This window comes from Ruegeria sp. H9, assembly GCF_056532915.1.
Map to the genome: position 1 here is coordinate 826,929 of NZ_JBQFNX010000002.1, position 19,548 is coordinate 846,476.

The 19,548-nt window shown below is 56.5% G+C and carries 17 protein-coding genes; 8 read left to right on the forward strand and 9 right to left on the reverse strand.

The window, feature by feature from the left end; genetic code table 11:
• Positions 1 to 4 precede the first annotated feature (4 nt).
• Together ACR0CZ_RS12670 and ACR0CZ_RS12675 are read left to right on the forward strand one after the other, a co-directional pair.
• On the forward strand, positions 5 to 412 hold the full coding sequence (locus ACR0CZ_RS12670) for a VOC family protein (protein ID WP_170396600.1): 408 nt from the start codon (positions 5 to 7) through the stop codon (positions 410 to 412).
• A gap of 244 nt (positions 413 to 656) precedes the next feature.
• Positions 657 to 2,015 carry a dicarboxylate/amino acid:cation symporter gene (locus ACR0CZ_RS12675; protein WP_170466410.1) on the forward strand — a complete coding sequence of 453 codons (1,359 nt, stop codon included), beginning with the start codon at positions 657 to 659 and terminating at the stop codon, positions 2,013 to 2,015.
• 53 nt (positions 2,016 to 2,068) lie between these two features.
• Here the strand turns inward: ACR0CZ_RS12675 and ACR0CZ_RS12680 are convergent, their stop codons facing one another.
• The 3 genes from ACR0CZ_RS12680 to ACR0CZ_RS12690 form a co-directional block, all read right to left on the reverse strand.
• The gene (locus ACR0CZ_RS12680) at positions 2,069 to 4,423 is read right to left on the reverse strand and encodes a TRAP transporter large permease subunit (RefSeq protein WP_170466407.1); all 2,355 of its coding nucleotides are present in this window, start codon (positions 4,421 to 4,423) and stop codon (positions 2,069 to 2,071) included.
• A 17-nt stretch (positions 4,424 to 4,440) separates the two neighbouring features.
• Positions 4,441 to 5,367, reverse strand: a complete 927-nt coding sequence (locus ACR0CZ_RS12685) for a TRAP transporter small permease subunit (RefSeq protein WP_170396594.1) — start codon at positions 5,365 to 5,367, stop codon at positions 4,441 to 4,443.
• Positions 5,368 to 5,484: 117 nt separating this feature from the next.
• Complete coding sequence (locus ACR0CZ_RS12690) at positions 5,485 to 6,567, reverse strand: TRAP transporter substrate-binding protein (RefSeq protein ID WP_170396967.1); 1,083 nt, start codon at positions 6,565 to 6,567, stop codon at positions 5,485 to 5,487.
• A 246-nt stretch (positions 6,568 to 6,813) separates the two neighbouring features.
• Here ACR0CZ_RS12690 and ACR0CZ_RS12695 point away from each other — a divergent pair, with 246 nt between their 5' ends.
• Both ACR0CZ_RS12695 and ACR0CZ_RS12700 read left to right on the forward strand, forming a co-directional pair.
• The gene (locus ACR0CZ_RS12695) at positions 6,814 to 8,247 is read left to right on the forward strand and encodes a cache domain-containing protein (protein ID WP_170396592.1); all 1,434 of its coding nucleotides are present in this window, start codon (positions 6,814 to 6,816) and stop codon (positions 8,245 to 8,247) included.
• Positions 8,247 to 8,894 (forward strand): response regulator transcription factor, encoded by a 648-nt coding sequence (locus tag ACR0CZ_RS12700; protein WP_170396590.1) that lies wholly within the window; start codon positions 8,247 to 8,249, stop codon positions 8,892 to 8,894. The genes ACR0CZ_RS12695 and ACR0CZ_RS12700 overlap by 1 nt, the downstream gene beginning before the upstream one ends.
• Positions 8,895 to 8,968: 74 nt before the next feature.
• Here ACR0CZ_RS12700 and ACR0CZ_RS12705 read toward each other — a convergent pair whose 3' ends face one another.
• On the reverse strand, positions 8,969 to 9,355 hold the full coding sequence (locus ACR0CZ_RS12705) for a bleomycin resistance protein (RefSeq protein WP_255612071.1): 387 nt from the start codon (positions 9,353 to 9,355) through the stop codon (positions 8,969 to 8,971).
• A gap of 43 nt (positions 9,356 to 9,398) precedes the next feature.
• Positions 9,399 to 10,244, reverse strand: coding sequence for a HalD/BesD family halogenase (locus ACR0CZ_RS12710; protein WP_170396586.1), 846 nt, complete (start codon positions 10,242 to 10,244; stop codon positions 9,399 to 9,401).
• Between the two features lie 425 nt (positions 10,245 to 10,669).
• Here ACR0CZ_RS12710 and ACR0CZ_RS12715 point away from each other — a divergent pair, with 425 nt between their 5' ends.
• From ACR0CZ_RS12715 to ACR0CZ_RS12730, 4 genes are all read left to right on the forward strand, one after another.
• Positions 10,670 to 12,421 (forward strand): acetolactate synthase 3 large subunit, encoded by a 1,752-nt coding sequence (locus tag ACR0CZ_RS12715; RefSeq protein ID WP_170396584.1) that lies wholly within the window; start codon positions 10,670 to 10,672, stop codon positions 12,419 to 12,421.
• Positions 12,422 to 12,494: 73 nt separating this feature from the next.
• A complete protein-coding gene (locus ACR0CZ_RS12720; RefSeq protein WP_170396582.1) occupies positions 12,495 to 13,766 on the forward strand; it encodes a glycosyltransferase family 87 protein in 1,272 nt (423 codons plus the stop codon).
• Entirely contained in the window at positions 13,763 to 14,323 is a 561-nt protein-coding gene (ilvN, locus tag ACR0CZ_RS12725; protein WP_170396580.1) for an acetolactate synthase small subunit, read from the forward strand. Before ACR0CZ_RS12720 ends, ilvN begins: the two co-directional genes overlap by 4 nt.
• 340 nt (positions 14,324 to 14,663) lie before the next feature.
• Positions 14,664 to 15,359, forward strand: coding sequence for a helix-turn-helix domain-containing protein (locus ACR0CZ_RS12730; protein ID WP_170396965.1), 696 nt, complete (start codon positions 14,664 to 14,666; stop codon positions 15,357 to 15,359).
• Here the strand turns inward: ACR0CZ_RS12730 and ACR0CZ_RS12735 are convergent.
• The 4 genes from ACR0CZ_RS12735 to prfB form a co-directional block, all read right to left on the reverse strand.
• Positions 15,356 to 16,153, reverse strand: a complete 798-nt coding sequence (locus ACR0CZ_RS12735) for a DUF2189 domain-containing protein (protein WP_170396570.1) — start codon at positions 16,151 to 16,153, stop codon at positions 15,356 to 15,358. The two genes, ACR0CZ_RS12730 and ACR0CZ_RS12735, sit on opposite strands and share 4 nt — an antisense overlap.
• Before the next feature lie 28 nt (positions 16,154 to 16,181).
• The gene (locus ACR0CZ_RS12740; protein WP_170396568.1) at positions 16,182 to 17,579 is read right to left on the reverse strand and encodes an amidase; all 1,398 of its coding nucleotides are present in this window, start codon (positions 17,577 to 17,579) and stop codon (positions 16,182 to 16,184) included.
• Positions 17,580 to 17,697: 118 nt separating this feature from the next.
• Positions 17,698 to 18,405 (reverse strand): M50 family metallopeptidase, encoded by a 708-nt coding sequence (locus tag ACR0CZ_RS12745; protein WP_480536926.1) that lies wholly within the window; start codon positions 18,403 to 18,405, stop codon positions 17,698 to 17,700.
• The gene (gene prfB / locus ACR0CZ_RS12750) at positions 18,406 to 19,533 is read right to left on the reverse strand and encodes a peptide chain release factor 2 (protein WP_170396566.1); all 1,128 of its coding nucleotides are present in this window, start codon (positions 19,531 to 19,533) and stop codon (positions 18,406 to 18,408) included.
• Positions 19,534 to 19,548 lie beyond the last annotated feature (15 nt).

Consider the following 19,548-nt stretch of genomic DNA (forward strand, 5'->3'; position numbering starts at 1 on the left):
TATCATGCGTCAGAGCCTTCATGCGGTGACGCTGGTCGTCCCGGATTATGACGCAGCGATCGCGTTCTACACCAAAGTGCTGTGCTTTACTCTGACGCAGGATATTGATCTGGGCGATGGTAAACGCTGGGTGCGGATCACGCCTCCGGGCTCGGATGGTGCTTCATTGTTGCTGGCCAAGGCGGTGGGCGCGGAACAGATCGCATCGGTCGGCAATCAAACCGGTGGGCGCGTTGGCTTTTTCCTCGAAACAGATGATTTCTACCGCGATCACGCGGCGATGCTGGAAGCAGGCGTAGGGTTTGAAGAGCGCCCGCGCCATGAACCCTATGGAATTGTCGCCGTCTGGCGGGATCCTTTCGGAAATCGTTGGGATTTGATCGAATTTTCAGCACCTGTATCGACAAAATAAATACATTTTTTTCATCGCTTTAAACTACCTTCCGCCATGCTGCGCCCAATTGTTAAGCAATCTTAATCGACCTTCCCCCGCCCGTGCGATTGAAAGTTGACGCAAGGTCACCAAATTAGCCGCACTTCTAAACGTCCAGCCCAAACCTGAAACCCGCAGCTCAATCAGACGCTGACCGGGCTGGCTTTATTGTCGCTACGGCAGGCCTCCCACCCTGTCGCAGAGGTTCTGAAGGAGGGGGAAAATGACATATGCCGCACGCCGACTGGTTTCGGCCACGCTGACGACCCAGATTCTGGTCGCGCTCGCCTTGGGCTCGATCTTTGGTCTGGTCTTGAACTATCTCGATATCGCTGCGCTCAACGCAACACTTGTGCAGGGTGTGCTGTCCATGTTTGGGCAAATGTTCCTTAATGCACTTCAGATGCTTGTTGTGCCGCTGGTTGTGTTCTCACTGCTGTGCGGCGTTGTCGGCATTGGCGATGTCAAATTGCTGGGCCGTGTCGGAGGGCTGACCTTCGTTACCTATCTGGCCACCACCGCCTTGGCCGTGACAACTGCCTTGATCTTTGCGGGCCTCATTGGGCCGGGCACCGGATTCACGAGCCTGCATCTGGCCGGTGATAGCGTAAGCGTCGCCAACCCGCAGACCACTTGGGAAATACTGGCGAACATCATCCCAAAGAACCCGATCAACGCTCTGGCCAATGGTGAGATGCTGCAGATCATCTTCTACGTGATGGTCGTTGGTATTGCAGTGCTAATGATGGGCAGCCGCGCCAAGGCCTTTGTGGAAGGATGCGAGTTCATGAATGAACTGGCGATGAAGATCGTCAATATCGTCATGGCCTTCGCCCCCATCGGCGTCTTCAGCCTGATTGCCAAAACCTTTGCGATGGAGGGCTTTGGCCTATTCGGACCGGTGATCGGCTATCTGACCACGATCAGCCTGGCGCTGGTATTCCATCTGTGTGTCACGTTGATGGCGCTGCTGTATTTTACGACCGGGCTGAGCCCTCGGGTATTCCTGCGCAAGATGCGCTCGGCGCAGGTGTTTGCGTTCTCGACCTCAAGCTCGAACGCAACAATTCCGGCCAGCTTACAATGCGTGACGCAGCGCGTCGGCGTTGACCGTTCCGTGGCGTCGTTCGGTATTCCCCTAGGGGCGACGATCAACATGGATGGCACCGCAATCATGCATGGAGTGGCGACCGTTTTTCTGGCTAATGCCTATGGCATTGATCTGGGGCTAAGCGGTTATCTGACCGTGATTTCAATCTCGGTTCTGGCCTCAATCGGCACGGCAGGTGTGCCCGGTGTGGGGATAGTGATGCTGGCGATGGTTCTGAACCAGTTGGGTATGCCGCTGGAAGGCATCGGCATCATTCTGGCCGTCGACCGGATCCTCGATATGATGCGGACGGTTGTGAATGTCACTGGCGATGCGGTGGTGACCACCATTGTCGGGCAAAAGGTCGGCAAGCTGGACAAGGCCACGTTCGACAATCCCAATGCCGGACTTGTCGAGACCACAGATCTTGCAATCGATCATGCCACTGAAGCGGAGTTTGAAAGGCTGACACACCCACAGCCGAATTCCTGAAAAACAAACGGAGGCCCTAATGGGCCTCCGTATTCGTCAGTCTAAGCGACAGATCAGTTCGGGATCAGGTCAGGAACGATGGTTACAATCGACGGGAAGAACCACAGGATTGCGATGCCCACAACCTGAATGATCACGAACGGTATGATGCCGCGATAGATGTGGCCAGTGGTGACCTCTTTCGGTGCAACGCCCCTGAGGTAGAACAGCGCAAACCCGAACGGCGGCGTCAGGAACGAGGTCTGCAGGTTCACCGCCACCATGATGGTCACCCATTTCGGATCAAACGATCCGCCATAGATCACCGGCCCAACGATCGGGATCACGATGTAGATGATCTCAAGGAAATCCAGCACAAAGCCAAGAATGAACAGCACCAGCATCACGATCAGGAAGACCGTGAATTCATTATCAAAGCTGCGCAGGAACTGCTGTATATAGTGCTCTCCACCAAAGGAAATCACCACCAGGTTCAGCAGTTGCGATCCGATCAGGATGGTGAAGACCATCGACGTCACCTTCGCTGTCTCACGCACCACCGGTGTCAGAACCCCGCTTGAGAACAGCACCCAGCAGCCGTAGATCAAGCCGAACAGCGCATAGAGGTAGGCCGAATAGGCGATGATGAACGCGATCCAGCTTTCAACTGAAACATTGCCCTGATTGATGCGCAGATCAAAGTTCACTCCCATCACCAGTGCGATGATCACTGCGAAGGTTGACCAGATGATCACTTTGCCCGACCGGTTCTGATCCTGAAGTTTCCGATAGGCCGCTAGCATGATCGCTCCACCCGCCCCCAGTGCCGCAGCCGGCGTAGGGTTGGTGACACCGCCAAGAATCGAACCCAACACCGCGATGATCAGCACCAGCGGTGGGAAGACCACACGGATCAGATCATTGGTCGCGCAACGGGCGGCAGCTTCTTTGCACCCATACATTGCGAGCGCAAAAGGTATGGCGAGTATCAGGAACGTAGCCCCGGACGAAGTCGTTGGCGCGATCAGCAACACGTCGACCAACAACATCAGCAACAGGCCAATCGCTCCGACGATCAGAGGCTGCGGCGCTTGCGACGGTGCAATCCCGCGACCCAGCACCAGCGTCAGACCCAACAGCACTACAATAACGGCGACGCCGTTGCCGATTGGCGCTGCAGCGGCGATCTTGGCCTCTTGCGCAGCAGCCAGTTCCTCTTCGCTCAGACGCTGGGCTTCGGACGAACCACCTGCTTCGTCAATCGCTTCCTGCTCGGCCACGGCCTGGTCCCAGGCTGATTGCCCATGCAGTTCGATCATCGAAGCCTTACACTCTTCGGACACGTTCGTGCGCAGCGAGGCGCCCTGCCCGATATCCGTAAATGCCGAGACCGAGATGTTCTGGCTGCCAATCACTCCCGCGCTTCCCAGAAGTACCGCGCCAACAATCAGAGCAACCGGAGCGCCCAGCAGCCAGGTCAGCCCTTCCGAGCGCGTGATGGTTTCACCCGAGCCTCCCGACAATTCAACTGCCGGGGCCTTTTCCGGGTTCAACAGCGCATATCCAAAGGCATAAAGCGCGTAGAGCAGCGCCAACATGATCCCAGGCAGCAGCGCCGCCTGGAACAGTGTACCCACCGAAACAACTGCAGGCTCGCCCAGATAGGTCAGCGCGTCGGTGCACCCGGCCTCAACCGCGCGCGTTTCCTGCGCGGTCGAATAGAGGTCACCAGCCAGTGTACCTAGCAGAACGATCACGATGGAGGGTGGAATGATCTGCCCCAACGTACCCGAGGCCGCGATCACACCTGTCGCCAATTCCGGCGAATAGTTGTTTCGCAGCATGGTCGGCAGGGCCAACAGTCCCATGGTAACAACGGTCGCGCCGACGATACCGGTCGAGGCAGCAAGGAACGCGCCCACGACCACAATCGAGACCGCAAGGCCACCGGGCAGCGGGCCAAAGACTCGCGCCATCGTGGTCAGCAGGTCGTTTGCAATTTTTGAACGCTCCAGCGTGATGCCCATCAGAACGAACATCAGCACCGCCAGCAGTGTCTCGATCGACTGCCCGGCCAGAACACGTTCGTTCATGCGGTTCACGATGAAGGAAACATTCCGGTCCAGCGCTGTTTCCCAGCCTTGTACAAAGACCGGCTCGGCGATCCTTGGCAAATCCGGGTATCGGAACACGGATATCACGTCAGGTTTGACGCCAGAATTCACCACGTCGCGGTAGGCTTGCGAGCCGGTGTCGATCGCCTGGTGGATCAACAGTCCGGCACTATCCAATGCAGCGATAATCCCGAACGAAATCACCCCGGCCCCACCAATGGCAAAGGCCACAGGGAAACCCGAAAGAATGCCTCCGAAGAGGCAGAAAAATACGATAATGAGGCCTATCTCGACGCCATCAAGTCCGAATAGCATTGTCTGGTTCTCCGTCCCTAATGCGCGCCTTCGTAGGCTTCTTCACCCTCGCCAAGGCTGTCCTTGTCGAGGTATTTTCCTTCACTTTCCGGCCCTTCCACGTATTCCAGATACGAGCGATACAGGAACGCAATCGCGTGCAGGAACACCATGGCGGCAAAGGCCACCAGCAGGATTTTGAACAGGAAGTAGGCGTTGAACCCGTTAGGACTAAACCCGATGGTTTCCACGTTCCAACGCAGCGCTCGGGACTTGGCCACAAGCCTATCCAGCGTGTCACTGGCCGAGGGTTTCGGCACGATCAGGTGCCGCCACATGAAGTACCATCCATACATCCAGGTCAGAACGGCCATGGGCATCATGAACAGAACCGCCCCGCACATATCAACGACGCGTTTGGCCTTGTGACTGATGCCCGCATAAATCAGGTCAACGCGCACATGGCCGCCCTGCACGAATGTGTAGGTGCAGCAAAGGCACACAACCATGGCGTTGTAGAGTTTAAGTTCTTCGGCGAACCAACTGATATCCATTTGAAAAGGGATACCCAGCCCAAAGGACATATCCGGCCGTGTGAACACCCGCTGCATGAATACTATAACGATCTGCTGAATTACCATCAGCAATCCCGCCCACGCAAAGAAGCGGCCAGTGGTATTGGCGAAGCCTTCGAGCCCGCGTACCATTCCCCACATGAAGTTCCGATAGTAAAGACCAATGGCCGTCAGCACCAGAAACAGCGCGAAGATCACGAAGAAGAACTCGACAGACCCGCCATAATAAACAAAGCGCATGATTGCTTCTTTGTTCGACCAGTCCAGCCAGAGCTGCGGATGCGTGATGGCGTATCCGAAATTATAGAAGGCTTCGGCAATGTTCTGAATGAACCAGACCAGTCCATTCCACAGGGCGCCGAAGAACGAGATACCGTTTTCGTCCTGCATGTTGTCCCCAGGTCGCATCGGTTGCACGTTTGGTTATGACGGCATGTCCGGGCCGCTTATGTGCAACAGGAAAGGCTCCCCCGCTGACGGGGGAACCGATTGCATTGAGCGGATTGCTTAGCCGCGTACGCGGTCACGCTGCGAGGTGTAGACACCCGACGACAGGTTGTTCCATGCCGACGATGCTGCCATCGACTCCATGGCGCTGTCGTGAATGCGCTTGAACAGCTCATCACCCATGTTTTCATCCAGAACTTCTTGGCTGGCTGCGCCAAACGCGTCCCAAACGCTGTCCGGGAATTCCATGACCTTGACACCACCGGCCTGCAGACGCTGCAGCGCTGCACCGTTGTTGGCCAGGAATTGTGCCAGGTTCCACTGGTGGCACTCGGCAGCTGCGATCTCGATGATCTTCTGCTGCGCGGCGGACAGGCTGTCATAAACCTCGCGGTTGGTGGCCAGCGACAGACCCGCACCCGGCTCATGGAAGCCCGCGGTGTAGTAGGTTTTGGTGATTTCCTGGAAGCCCGCTTTTTCATCAGCCCAGGGACCGATCCACTCGGTTCCGTCAATAGCACCGGACGACAGCGCCTGATACACTTCCGAACCCGGAATGTTCTGAACGGATGCGCCCAGTTTGCCCAGCGCCTTGCCACCCAGACCCGGCATGCGGAATTTCAGGCCGTTAAAGTCTTCGGGGCTGTTGATCTCTTTCGAGTACCAGCCACCTGCCTGCGCGCCAGTGTTACCGGCCAGGAAGGATTTCAGGCCGAAGATTTCGCCCAGCTCATCATGCAGCTCCATGCCGCCGGCATGGTAGTACCAGTTCACCAGTTCCTGCGCGGTCATGCCGAACGGAACAGCGGTGAAGAACGCATAGCCCGGGTGCTGACCCACAAAGTAGTAGTCTGCCGCGTGGTACATATCGGCCTGTCCGGACGATACCGCGTCAAACACCTCAAAGGCACCAACCAGTTCACCAGCGGCTTTGATTTCAACGTTCAGGTCGCCATCCGACATTGTGGTAATGCTGTCGGCGCAACGCTGCGCGCTGTCGAACACACCTGCGAGGCCACGGCCCCACGAGGTGACCATAGTCAGCGTGCGCTTGCCTTGCGCATAGGCGGGCGCTGCCAGCGTGGTGGCTGCAGCGGCCGAGCCGCCCAGTGCTGATGTTTTCAGAAACTTACGACGATCCATATGAGTGATCCTCCCCTTCATATTCATTCCCCGGGTGATGCCGGGTCGATCGTTTCTAGTGCGCGTTAGCCTAGTTCCACACACATGAATGTGAATACCTACTACTACGTAGCCAGTCGGGTTTTTCCACATTCAAAAGCACAAATCCGGTTGATTTTACCCGCTCGCGCCCAAATCACTGTGGCCGAGCACTGTGTTCTTCCAAATTTTTTGCAATTTGCCGGCAGCTTGCGTATCGATTCGAACATGGGAGGAATCCGGAACCTAATCTCGCTAACCTATGCGCAAAAACTGTCGCTGGTTGCCGCAATCCCGCTGATCGCAGCGGTTGCGGCCATTGCAATGGTGGTCGCTTATGAATCGCGCGCGACCGCCGAGAGTGAGATACAGGCCCTCGAGCGCCGCCTGATCGAAGCCAAAAAAGAAGAGCTGCGTAATTACGTGACCCAGGCGCGGAACGGGTTTGCCTATATTTACGGTCGCGCCTCCCCGGATGACGAAATCGCAAAAAACCTCGTGACCCAGATTCTGTCGGCGATGATTTACGGCAAGGACGGGTTCTTCTTTGTCTATGACTATGACGGCAACAACCTCGTCAGCCCGCGCCAGACTGAATTCATCAATCGCAACTGGGCCGATCTGACCGACAGCGATGGCACCCCGATTGTGGATGAGTTCATCACGCTCGCCCGGCAGGGCGCAGGCTGGCACAGCTTTATGTGGCAAAAACCATCGACCGGTGAAGAGGCTCAGATGATCGCCTATGTTGTTGGCCTGCAGGACTGGCGCTGGGTGGTGGGCACGGGTGTGTTCATTGATGACATCGTCGCCACCGTCGCCAATGCCCGGGCTGAGGTTGAGGCGCGCGTGCAGCGCACCTTCCTTTATATCGGAGGCATTGTTCTGGCCGCTGTTCTAATCGTCTTTGCCTCGGGCATGTTGCTGAACTTCCGCGAACGGCGGCTGGCTGATGCCAAGCTTAAGGAACTGACACAGCGGGTACTGGACGCTCAGGAAGAAGAGCGCGGGCGCGTCGCCCGCGAATTGCATGACGGCATCAGCCAGATTCTGGTTGGCGTACGCTATGCACTGGACAACGCCCGACGACGTCTGATCCGCGGGGATGACGAGTCGGCGCAGGAACCATTGCAAACAGGTATCGACAATCTGGCCACCGCCATCACCGAGGTTCGCCGCATCAGCCGCGACCTGCGTCCGGGTGTTCTGGATGATCTGGGGCTTGGGCCAGCGCTCAAGGCTTTGACCGACGATTTCAGTGAACGCACGGGTATTGAAACCGATTTCTCAACCGTGGTGTTCCGAAACCGATTGGATCAAGACAGCAAGATTGCCCTCTACCGTATTGCGCAGGAAGCCCTGACCAATATCGAGCGCCACTCGGGAGCAACCCGTGTTACCATTGACCTGCGGGGTCATAAGAAAGGCGCCACGATGCGGATTACGGACAATGGTCGCGGGTTGCGGAACGAACCAGGCCATGTCAGCACCGGAATCGGGCTACGCAACATGCAGGAACGGATCGAACAGCTTGACGGCACTCTACGCATCCTCTCATCGCGCGGCGGGCGCAGCGGCACCGTGATTGAGGTCAGCTTGCCGCTCAGTCATATGCTGCCACCACAGGAAGACCCAACGCCAAAACGAAAGGCCGGTATCTGATGTCCGACTCAATCATCCGGGTCCTTATTGTCGACGATCACCCCATGGTCGCCGAAGGCATTCAGTCTCTGCTGGAAAGCTATGATGAGATCGAAGTTGTCGGCACACTTTCCAACGGACAAGAAGCTGTCGATCGAGCAACCCACCTGCAGCCGGACGTGATCCTGATGGATCTCAACATGCCCGGCCTGAGCGGGTTGAACGCCACCGAGATCATTTTAGAGCGCCTGCCCAAAACCCGCGTTCTGATCCTGTCGATGCATGACAGTCCCGAATACATCTCAACCGCGCTCAGCCACGGCGCCAAAGGCTATATCCTCAAGGACGTTCCCACCGAAGAGATCAAGCAAGCCATCGATGCCGTGATGCGGGGCGAGCGGTATCTTTGTACCGGGGCCAGCGGCTCGCTGGAGCCCAAGGACGGCAACACGCGCGAGGCGCTGACCGGCCGGGAACAGACAATCCTGCTGGAATTGGCGCAGGGTAAATCCAACAAAGAGGTGGCACTGGCGCTGGACATTTCGGTGCGCACAGTTGAGACGCATCGCAAGAACATCAAGCGCAAACTTGGCATCTCCTCCACCGCCGGCTTGACCCGCTATGCCCTGGAGCATGGCGTCCTGCAGGGCACCAGCCCCGGGCTATGACCGCAGCGCGAAACGCGCTGCCCGGCCCAGCCGAAGGAGATGTGCCAACGGCACATTGAAGTCGGGCGGGAGCACTACCCGCTGCCGCGTTCACTGATATCTTCACCAAAGAACACCAAAGTCCCGTCTTCATCGAGGACATGAAATTCGCGCTGCTGATACGGCTGATCGAATGGCGGGCGCACCCGCCCTTCAGGCAGCTCCTCCAACCCGGGGCGCAGGCTTTCGAACAGGCTGTCGATTCCTTTGACGTCAACATAAAACGACTGCTCATCCCCCAATGCGCGCCCATCCTGACGCGGTGGACATTCCAATAATCGGATCGCTACAGGATCACGGCGCAAAAAGGCATAATTGTCCTGCCTGAATGTGCAGGAAAACCCAAGCCGCTGAGTGTAGAACTCAATCTGCGCGTCCAAAGAAGAACAAAGGACAAATGGTGTAAGTTGTAATATCTGCATCAAAACAGCCCTCTTCCAACCTCGGGCCCGAGACTAGCACATATCAGTCAAGCAGTTGATCACCCCGCAACCCTTCACGCTCATAATGATGCGGCAGCACACGGCCATAGAGTTGACGGGTCCGCTCCACCCCACCACACATGCCTTCGGTTTCGACAAACGAAAAGATACCAACATAGCGTTTCCGTTGTCCTTCAACCGGCGCAACCCGGTGCAAGGCATAGCGCCCCTTGAATATCTGCAGGTCGCCCGGTTGCAGTTCCAGTTGGTGTACGCCCCTCCTGCTGCCATCCAAAATCGCAGCGACGCCCTTGAAATTCTCGTCTTCACTGGTCCGCAGATTGGGTGCGTATTCGAATGCACCGCCCTCCTCGCCATTCTGGATTGCCAGCGTCACGGTGTAATTATTGGTGTCAAAATGCCACGGAAAGCCGCCTCCCTTCTCGACCACATTGATGATCACATCCGCCAACGGGTCATCATATCGGAAGAACCGATCCTCCGGCTCGTTCAAAGCCATGCGGATGAAAGGCATGAAACCTTCATACTGATAAATACGCCGCAGCGGGCTTGTGACAGGGAAGTTGTCAGCCGGAACAAAGGCGTTTGATCGGTCATAAAAACGTCGGATTGGATGACCGATCCCGTAACTGGGATCATCCTGCGTAAAATAGGCATTCGTGCGATTGAACGAGCGATGCGCTTTGGGAGCGACGTGATCGGCCTCAGCGATCAGTTTCCCAAGGCCATCTTCGTGCACAAAGCCGGGGAGGACCGCGCATCCATCAACTTCCAGATCCCGCCTCAGGTCCGCGATCAGCTGCCTGTACCCGTATGAATCAGGCCGATCGATCGGATAGCGCCCCAGATCCACAAGATCGTGCAGCATGTCTGACCTCCCGATTTAGCGCTGTTTTCACCAGCCTGCCTCAGCATCGGGCGCTGCTCTGGTCTGTTTCAGACATGGGCCTGACGCAATCAGACCACTGTTGATCACCCGATCGCCCACCAATTTGCGGCGAATTTTCGCGGATATTTCTCGACCTGCGTCATTTTGCGCAACAAAATATCAAATCCTACAAGCCCAGACTTACAATATTTTTGTATTTGCCTGTTGACGCCCCTTCCCCTCAACCATAATGTCCCTGCACGCAAAGAAGGAGCCTCTGGCGATGAAAGCGCTAGTCGTAATCGTAGGAAACACGCGCATGGGCCGGTAACGGTAAACCATAATCGAACCCATGCGCCTCCGAAAATCTCGGGGGCTTTTTTTTGGCAACACGCAAGACACATGTCGCGAACGGAGCAAAGCAGATGACACGTGAGATGACCGGCGCAAAGATGGTAGTTCAAGCCCTCAAGGATCAGGGCGTGGACACGGTATTCGGATACCCCGGTGGCGCCGTCCTACCGATCTATGACGAGATCTTTCTGCAAAATGACATCCGTCACATTCTGGTGCGCCACGAACAAGGTGCTGTGCACGCAGCCGAAGGTTATGCCCGGTCAACCGGCAAGCCGGGCGTTGCGCTGGTAACCTCGGGCCCCGGCGCGACCAATGCGGTGACCGGCCTGACCGATGCGTTGCTGGACTCGATCCCGATTGTCGTTCTGACCGGGCAGGTTCCGACCTTCATGATTGGCTCTGACGCCTTTCAGGAAGCCGACACTGTGGGCATCACGCGCCCCTGCACCAAGCACAACTGGTTGGTGAAGGATACGGACTCGCTGGCGGCAACTATGCACGAGGCCTTCCATGTGGCCACTTCCGGTCGCCCCGGCCCCGTGCTCGTTGACATTCCGAAGGACGTTCAGTTCGCCTCGGGTGAATACACGACGCCAAAACCGTCGACCTCTCACTATCAGCCAGTATTGAAGGGCGATCTGGAAGAAATCACGGAGCTTGTTGCAGCAATCGAGACCGCGAAGAAGCCAGTGTTCTACACCGGCGGCGGCGTCATCAACTCGGGCCCGGCTGCCAGCCAGCTGCTGCGCGAACTGGTGGACGCAACCGGCTTTCCGATCACATCGACCCTGATGGGGCTTGGGGCCTATCCGGCCTCGGGCGAAAACTGGATCGGCATGCTTGGGATGCATGGGCTCTACGAGGCCAACATGGCGATGCATGATTGCGATCTGATGATAAACATCGGCGCGCGATTTGATGACCGTATCACCGGCCGGATCGATGCGTTCTCGCCGAACTCAATCAAAGCCCATGTAGATATCGACCCGTCGTCGATCAACAAAGTTATCCGTGTCGACATCCCAATAGTTGGCGATGTTGCCCACGTGCTTGAGGATATTCTGAAAGTCTGGAAAGCACGCGGTCGCAAAACAGACGCTGCCAATATCAAGCAGTGGCAAGACCAGATTAACGAATGGCGCAAGGTCAACTGCCTTGCCTTCACAAACAGCGAAAAGACCATCAAGCCGCAATACGCGCTGCAACGGCTTGAAGAGCTGACGAAGAAATACGACCGCTATGTCACAACCGAGGTTGGACAGCACCAGATGTGGGCGGCGCAATACCTGGGTTTTGAAGACCCCAACCGCTGGATGACTTCGGGCGGGCTGGGCACTATGGGCTATGGTTTCCCCGCCTCGATCGGTGTGCAAATGGCACATCCCGATGCGCTGGTCATCAACGTGGCTGGTGAGGCCTCGTGGCTGATGAACATGCAGGAAATGGGCACGGCCGCGCAATACCGCCTGCCCGTGAAACAGTTCATTCTGAATAACGAGCGGCTTGGAATGGTACGACAATGGCAAGAACTGCTGCACGGCGAACGCTATTCGCATTCGTGGTCCGAGGCCCTGCCTGATTTCGTCAAGCTCGCTGAAGCCTTTGGTGCCAAGGGTATCCTGTGTTCCGACCCGGCCGATCTGGACGACGCGATCATGGAGATGATCAATTACGACGGTCCGGTCATCTTCGACTGCGTGGTCGAAAAGCACGAGAATTGCTTCCCGATGATCCCATCGGGCAAGGCCCACAATGAGATGCTGCTGGGCGAAGCCGAAACGCAAGGTGTTATTCAAGCTGGTGGAGCTGTGCTCGTTTGAGCACCGCTTTGCCACATCTAGGTCAAATGCCGGAGCTAAGGTCGCCGCACGTGACATGAAAAAGGGTTAGATCATGCGTGATCTCAGCAGTCAGTTCTCAGCCAGAGCTTCGAGCCCGGAAGAGAATTTGTCGATATTCACCGGCCGTCGCGGTTGGCAAGCGGGGCTCATGGTTCCACTCTTCGTTCTAGCGTTGATATTGTTCTGGGTCGGCACAGGCTGGTATGCCGTTGTTGATCAAGGAAAAATGGCGTTATCCGTTGATTTCAAGGTGTTCTGGGCTGCAGGTCACCTCGCGCATTTAGGCGAACCGCTTGCGGCATTTGATATCGACAGATTGTCGGAAATACACGAAGCGTCCAAGGAAGACGATTGGATGCCTTGGTCTTATCCTCCCTCATTCCTTGTCGCACTCCAACCACTCGGGGCATTGTCGTTTTCTCCGGCTTGGGCGATTTTCACAGCGATTTCAATTGTCGCGATGTTTCTTGCTGTGCGGCCATTTTCCTGCGGAATCGTACCGGTTTGGTTTGCTTTTGCACTCTCCCCCGCCATGTTGCCAAACTTGTATATGGGGCAGACCACAACCCTTTGGGCAGCAGGCCTTCTGGCCGCACTAGCGGCGCTAAAGAACGACCGCTTCGTACTGGCAGGGTTCTTTATTGGATTGCTGACGCTTAAACCCCAACTTGGCCTGCTCATACCGCTTGCGCTTTTGGCAAGCGGTGCGTGGAAGACGATCATATCAGCAACGGTCACGACGGTGGTCTTGTCCGTTCTGGCCACTCTGGTCGTTGGCGTCGAATATTGGACCGAAATGCGCAACATGATGGGCGTTCACTTTGAAGAGATACGAAGCTCAATCCACCTGAATACGGTCATGCTTAGCCCTTATTCCTTGCTGGCCAGCATCGGTGTGCCAGAAACGCTCGCGCTTGCGATGCAATGGACTTTGACAGTGTTGTCTGGAATTGCAGTCTTCGTTGCATGGCGCAGCCCAAGGGTAGGTTTTGACTTGCGGGTAGCGGTGCTCTTTCTGGGTATTTCCATGTCTACACCGTACTTCTGGTTCTATGAATCTGGGCTGCTTGCAATCGTTGCATTGTTCCTGCTTCGAGCTGGCGTCCTGACAACTTCTCCATGGCGTCTGGTACTGGCCGCCGCAATGTGGATCGGTATCGGACCAGCAACACATATGGTGCTTTTCAAGATGACCGAGATATTGTCTTTGCGCCTCGTGTTTGCCCCGATCCTAATACTGGCTTGCGTAGTTTGCCTCCAAGCGCTGATCTCTGCGCTACGAAAGCCCGAAGAAACTTATGTCCAAGATGAGGTCTATCAATGACTCCGCTAAACATCGTCAAAGGCTCCACCCGCCATTCTGCATATAACCTACGCCCAACATTCTCGGACGTGCAGGAACAACACACGATCGCGGTGCTGGTTGAAAACGAACCGGGGGTTCTGGCCCGCGTAATTGGTCTGTTCTCGGGTCGTGGCTATAATATTGAAAGTCTAACGGTTGCCGAGGTTGACCATACCGGGCATCTCAGCCGAATTACCATCGTCACCACCGGCACCCCGCAAGTGATTGAGCAGATCAAGGCGCAGCTTGGACGCATCGTGTCGGTCCGTGACGTGCATGATCTGACCGTCGAAGGTGCTTCGGTCGAGCGCGAGCTGGCGATCATAAAGGTTGTCGGTGAAGGCGACAAACGGGTCGAAGCCCTGCGACTGGCCGACATATTCCGGGCCAATGTCGTCGATAGTACGCTGAATTCGTTCATCTTCGAGATCACCGGTGCACCGGACAAGATCGATGCCTTTGCCGATCTGATGCGCCCTCTTGGCTTGATTGAAATCGCCCGTACCGGAGTTGCAGCCCTGTTGCGCGGTGACTAAGCCCCATTTCCGCCCCGGGACTGAATTCATTCTCGGGGCGGCGGCCTGCTTGGCCATTGTGCCCTGCTAACCTCAAAAAGGCTTAATGCGTTCATCAAATATGAGCAACAGCATGAAAAAGATCATGCAAATAGGCTGAAAGCCTATTGATTTTGCTTATCATCAGACTAGCCTGTGACGCGTAGCGAGGCGCTTTGCAGCGCCCGTTGGGGTCAACTTTACGATTTCTGAATACTGCGCGGCCGCTGTGCCGCCGCAAACCTGTTTTTGCTGAAGATACAAACGGAAATCTGGGACAGAAGTGACCGACATCAATCGCAGCCCCGCAGAATTGCGCAGCATGTTCGGAGCCAACCTCAGGCAGCTCGCAAACAGTTATCGGTCGGTTTCAGAGCTTTGCCGCCAATTGGGTATCAATCGAACTCAGTTTAATCGCTATCTGTCGGGTGAAAGTTTTCCCAGGCCGGATGTGCTGGACCGGATGTGTCGATTCTTCGATATCGACGCGCGTATCCTGCTGAAACCTTTGGATGAAATAGAACCGGTCGCCGCTCATCCCGCATCAGAAATCATCGATCGATTTCTCGTCACCGGGTCAGAAAAAACTATGGCGACCGGATTTTATCACGCCGCTGAGGCCTCACCAAACCGACGCGAACCAACACTTCACCGGCTACTGTTTATGCGCCGCATTCGGCATTGCACCTTGCTGCGCAGCTATGAACCCTTGTCGCATATGCCGAAATGCTCCGCGCCGATGCGTGAGGTTCAGGGCATCGTTTCTCACATCGGCGGACAAGTCTGCGCATTGATGTCCCGGCCCGGCGCACAGGATTGCAGAATGATGGTTCTGAACCTTCCGCCTGAATGGGCACCTCAGGAATGGTCGGGTTATGTGTATCGGTTGGCCGGTGGCAGTGGATCCGATGTAAGACGGCTTACGCTGCATCACCTTGGGCATAATTTGTCCGCAGCACTGCAATCGGCCCGAAAGGCGCACAATTCATCAGGGCCTGACTTAAACGGACAGATTTAAGAGGGTGTCGGCTGAGCAGCCCCGGACGGATCGTTGTCCAAGATCAAGCGATAAAGATGCCAGCTGGCATGCCCCAGCAAAGGCAGGACGATAAACAGGCCCAGGAACCAAGGGATCATCGCCAAAAAAGTGATGATCGCGATGAAGGCCCCCCACGCCAGCATCACACCCATGTTCGCTTTGACATAGGCAAAGCTGGTGATCATCGCGGTCACAAAATCCAGCTCACGATCCAGCAGCATAGGGATCGACAGCACGGTGATCATGTACAGAATGATTGCAAATACGGCCCCGACCAGTGTGCCCAATACCAACATGCTCAGCCCATTCGGGGTCAGGAATACCTCAAATGATGTTGAAATGTTGGTCATCGTCGACAGCCCCATGAACAGGGCAAAGATCATGTGGCCCAGAAAGAACCAGAACAGAAAGATCACCACGATAATGGCGCAGATCGACGGCAGTTGCCTTCGGCTTTGCTGTATGACCACGCCGAAGATCGCACCGGGATTCAACGGCTCGCCCTGTTCCAACCGGTGCGAGACCTCATATAATCCCACGGCAGCAAACGGCCCGATCAGGGGAAAGCCGATCGCGGCCAAAACCAGCCAGAACGACGTTCCCGTCTGCAGCGTGACCCACGCCATCAGCCACCCGGCCAGCACGTAGAAGCCTGCGAACAGAAGTCCGAAAAGCGGCGCGCGGCGATAATCCTGCCAAGCTCGGCGTAACGCTTCTTTCAGCATCGCGGTATCAACGGGTTTCAGCGTCGGCACACCAAAGGGTTTGTCCATTCTTGTTTTCTCCTCCCGGGCGGTTGTTCTACATGGCGGGTCGTTTCTGAGGCCAAAGCGTTGCAGAATGATATGCCGCCCCAATCGACAAGATCCGCGCATCTGCACCACGCGGACCGAACAGCTGCATTCCCATCGGCAGCCCTTGTGCTCCAAAACCGACAGGCGCACCCAGACAGGGCAACCCCAAAAGGCTGACGGGTGTCACGACCTGCATCCAGCGATGGTAGGTATCCATCCCCTGCCCCTTGATTTCGGTTGGGTACGGCGTTTCAAGCTCGAACGGCCAGACCTGCGCTGCGGGCAACACCAAGGCGTCATAGTCTTCGAAAAGCTCCACCGCCCGCTTGTGCCAGTCAGACCGGTTCACACTGGCCCGGTGCACATCCATCGCGCTGAGCGCCAGGCCGCGCTCCAACTCCCATTGCGCGGTATCTTTGAGTGATGATTTCTTCTTGGCCAAAGGCTCCAACCCTGCGGCCACTGACCAGGAGCGCAGAGTAATCCAACTGTCCCAGATCAGGTCCGCGTCAAACGGTGGTGCAAGCGCCTCAACCCGTGCACCGCGTTCTTCGAAAACGTGCAACGCATCGCGGCATAGCGCGAGGATACCCTCTTCGCACGGAAACGCCCCGCCCCAGTCGCCCAACCAGCCTATGCGCATCCCTGTCAGATCAGCCGCTTGAACGGGCGACACGCGCTCGACCTCTGTGCTCAATGGCATCCTTGGATCGGGGCCGGATATGACGTCAAGCAATAGCCCGATGTCTTCAGGGCTGCGCGCCATAGGCCCCAGAGTTGAAAGCTGATGCAGATAACCGTCCCCCACTGGCTCAGACGGAACGCGCCCCCAACTTGGCCTGAACCCGTATACGTTGTTCCATGCGGCCGGGTTGCGCAGGCTGCCCATCATGTCCGAGCCGTCTGCCAGCGCCAGCATTCCAGTCGCCAACGCCACTGCTGCACCGCCCGACGAACCTCCACAGGTTTTCGTGGGATCATAAGGGTTGCGTGTTGCACCAAAGACAGGATTGAACGTGTGCGAACCCAGTCCGAATTCCGGCGTGTTGGTCTTACCGATCAGAATTGCCCCAGCAGCCCTTAGCCGGGCGGCCAGCAGATCGTCAGTTTGCGGCACATGATCCTTGAACAATGGCGAACCCTGCGTCGAAGTGATCCCTGCCACATTTACCAGATCTTTCACCGCTATCGGCAACCCGTGCAGCGCGCCGCGAGGTGACGCGGCATCCGCCGCCCGCGCCTCGGCCATCAAAGCGTCTTCATCCCGCAGCGCGACAATCGCGTTTACCGCACCGTTCACCTGGGCGATCCGATCCAGCGTCGCGCGCATCAGTTCTGCAGCTGAAAGCTGTCGGCGGGACAAGGCGTCAAGAATGTCCGTCGCGGATGCTCTGGTCAAATCCATGCGGGTTGGTCCTTTGGCTGCTCGTCATCAGCCTAGCGACGTGCTCGGACCATTTAAAGCTACTGTTTAAATGTATCTTTTTAGAATTTCGCGAAGAAGAGCGGCGCAAGAGCGCGCATCATCTGATCCTGAGGTCGATCCGCACATTGCTGTCGCGGCCCAGCACATTGTTCAGACCAAAGACGATCATCACCAGACTAAGCACCAGCCACAACCCGCCCCACATCATGGTGGTTCCGCCGAATTCTTCAGCCAGCATGTATGCATCTGATCGCAATCCCGCGCGTCGGATCGTGTCATCGAAAATGTCAAACGGAACGTAGATCATGCTGGTCAGCCCGATGACCCGTAGAATCAGATCACACAGGTTGCGGTTCAGGAACCACGCGGTGGCCAGCATCACCGCTCCACAGCCCGCGCTGAACGCCATGGCAAACGGTTCCCGGATATACAGGAGCGCAATAATCAGCATGACTCCCCCAAAGAGACCAAGCGCAGCCCGATCGGCATTGGTGCGCAGGGCGATCATCAGCAGGCCCATCCCAAGCATCAAGGACCCAAGATATCCCGCTGACAGACTGACAAACCGATTGCCTCCTCGGCCAATAACCAGACCACCTTGTTGTGGAGAGACCGAGAAACTTTCAACCGAACCACCGGTCAGGATAATGGCACCGGCATGTGAAAGCTCATGCAGGAACACAACCAGGATTTTCAACGGAAGCACCAGCATCGTGTTCCAGAACACAAACACCAACGCGACAATTGCGATCAATTGCCAGTGGCCCTTGATCAGGTTCACAGCCGAGGTCAAGGACTGCCGCAATTAGCCTTCGCCCTGCGCCTCGGACCGGCTTTTGCCCGAGACATTCAGGGCCAGTGTCGCCGCCATGAAACCATCCAGATCGCCATCCAGCACACCTTTGGTGTCGGATGTTTCATGATTGGTCCGCAAGTCTTTGACCATCTGATAGGGCTGCAGCACGTAAGACCGGATCTGGTTGCCCCAGCCCGCATCACCCTTGGCTTCGTGGGCGGCGTTGATCTCGGCGTTTCTGCGATCCAGCTCTTGCTGGTACAGCCGTGATTTCAGCGCTTTCATGGCAATATCGCGGTTCTGGTGCTGCGATTTCTCGGAACTGGTGACTACGATTCCGGTCGGAATATGCGTAATCCGAACCGCCGAGTCCGTCGTGTTCACGTGCTGACCACCCGCGCCCGAGGACCGGTAGGTATCAACGCGGATATCCGATGGGTTCACCTCGATCTCGATATTGTCGTCCACCACAGGATAAACCCAGACCGAACTGAACGAGGTATGCCGCTTGGCCGCCGAGTCGAACGGAGAGATACGCACCAAACGGTGCACGCCACTTTCCGATTTAAGCCAGCCATAGGCGTTGTGGCCAGTGATCTTGTAGGCGGCGGACTTGATCCCCGCCTCTTCCCCCGCTGTCTCGGATTGCAGTTCGACCGTATAGCCTTTTTTCTCGGCCCAGCGGACATACATCCGCGCCAGCATCGAGGCCCAGTCGCAGCTTTCCGTACCGCCTGCGCCCGAGTTGATCTCAAGGAAGGTATCATTGCCGTCCGCTTCGCCATCAAGCAGCGCCTCAAGCTCTTTCTTTGCGGCCTTGGTCTGCAGCTTTTTGATCGCTTCTTCGGCGTCGGTTACGACCTCTTCGTCCTCTTCCATCTCGCCCAGTTCGATCAGCTCGATATTGTCGCTGAGATCGGTCTTGATGGATTCGTAGGTCTCGATGGCATCGACCAGCAACTGCCGTTCGCGCATCAATTTCTGCGCGTTCTCGGGATTGTCCCACAGGTTCGGATCTTCAACACGCGCGTTGAATTCCTCCAACCGGTGCGGCGCTGTTTCATAGTCCATGCGCTGCGCCAGCAGCTCCAGCGACTTTTCGATTTCCGCCACAATATTCTGGGTTTCGGCGCGCATGGTCAGGTCCCAACT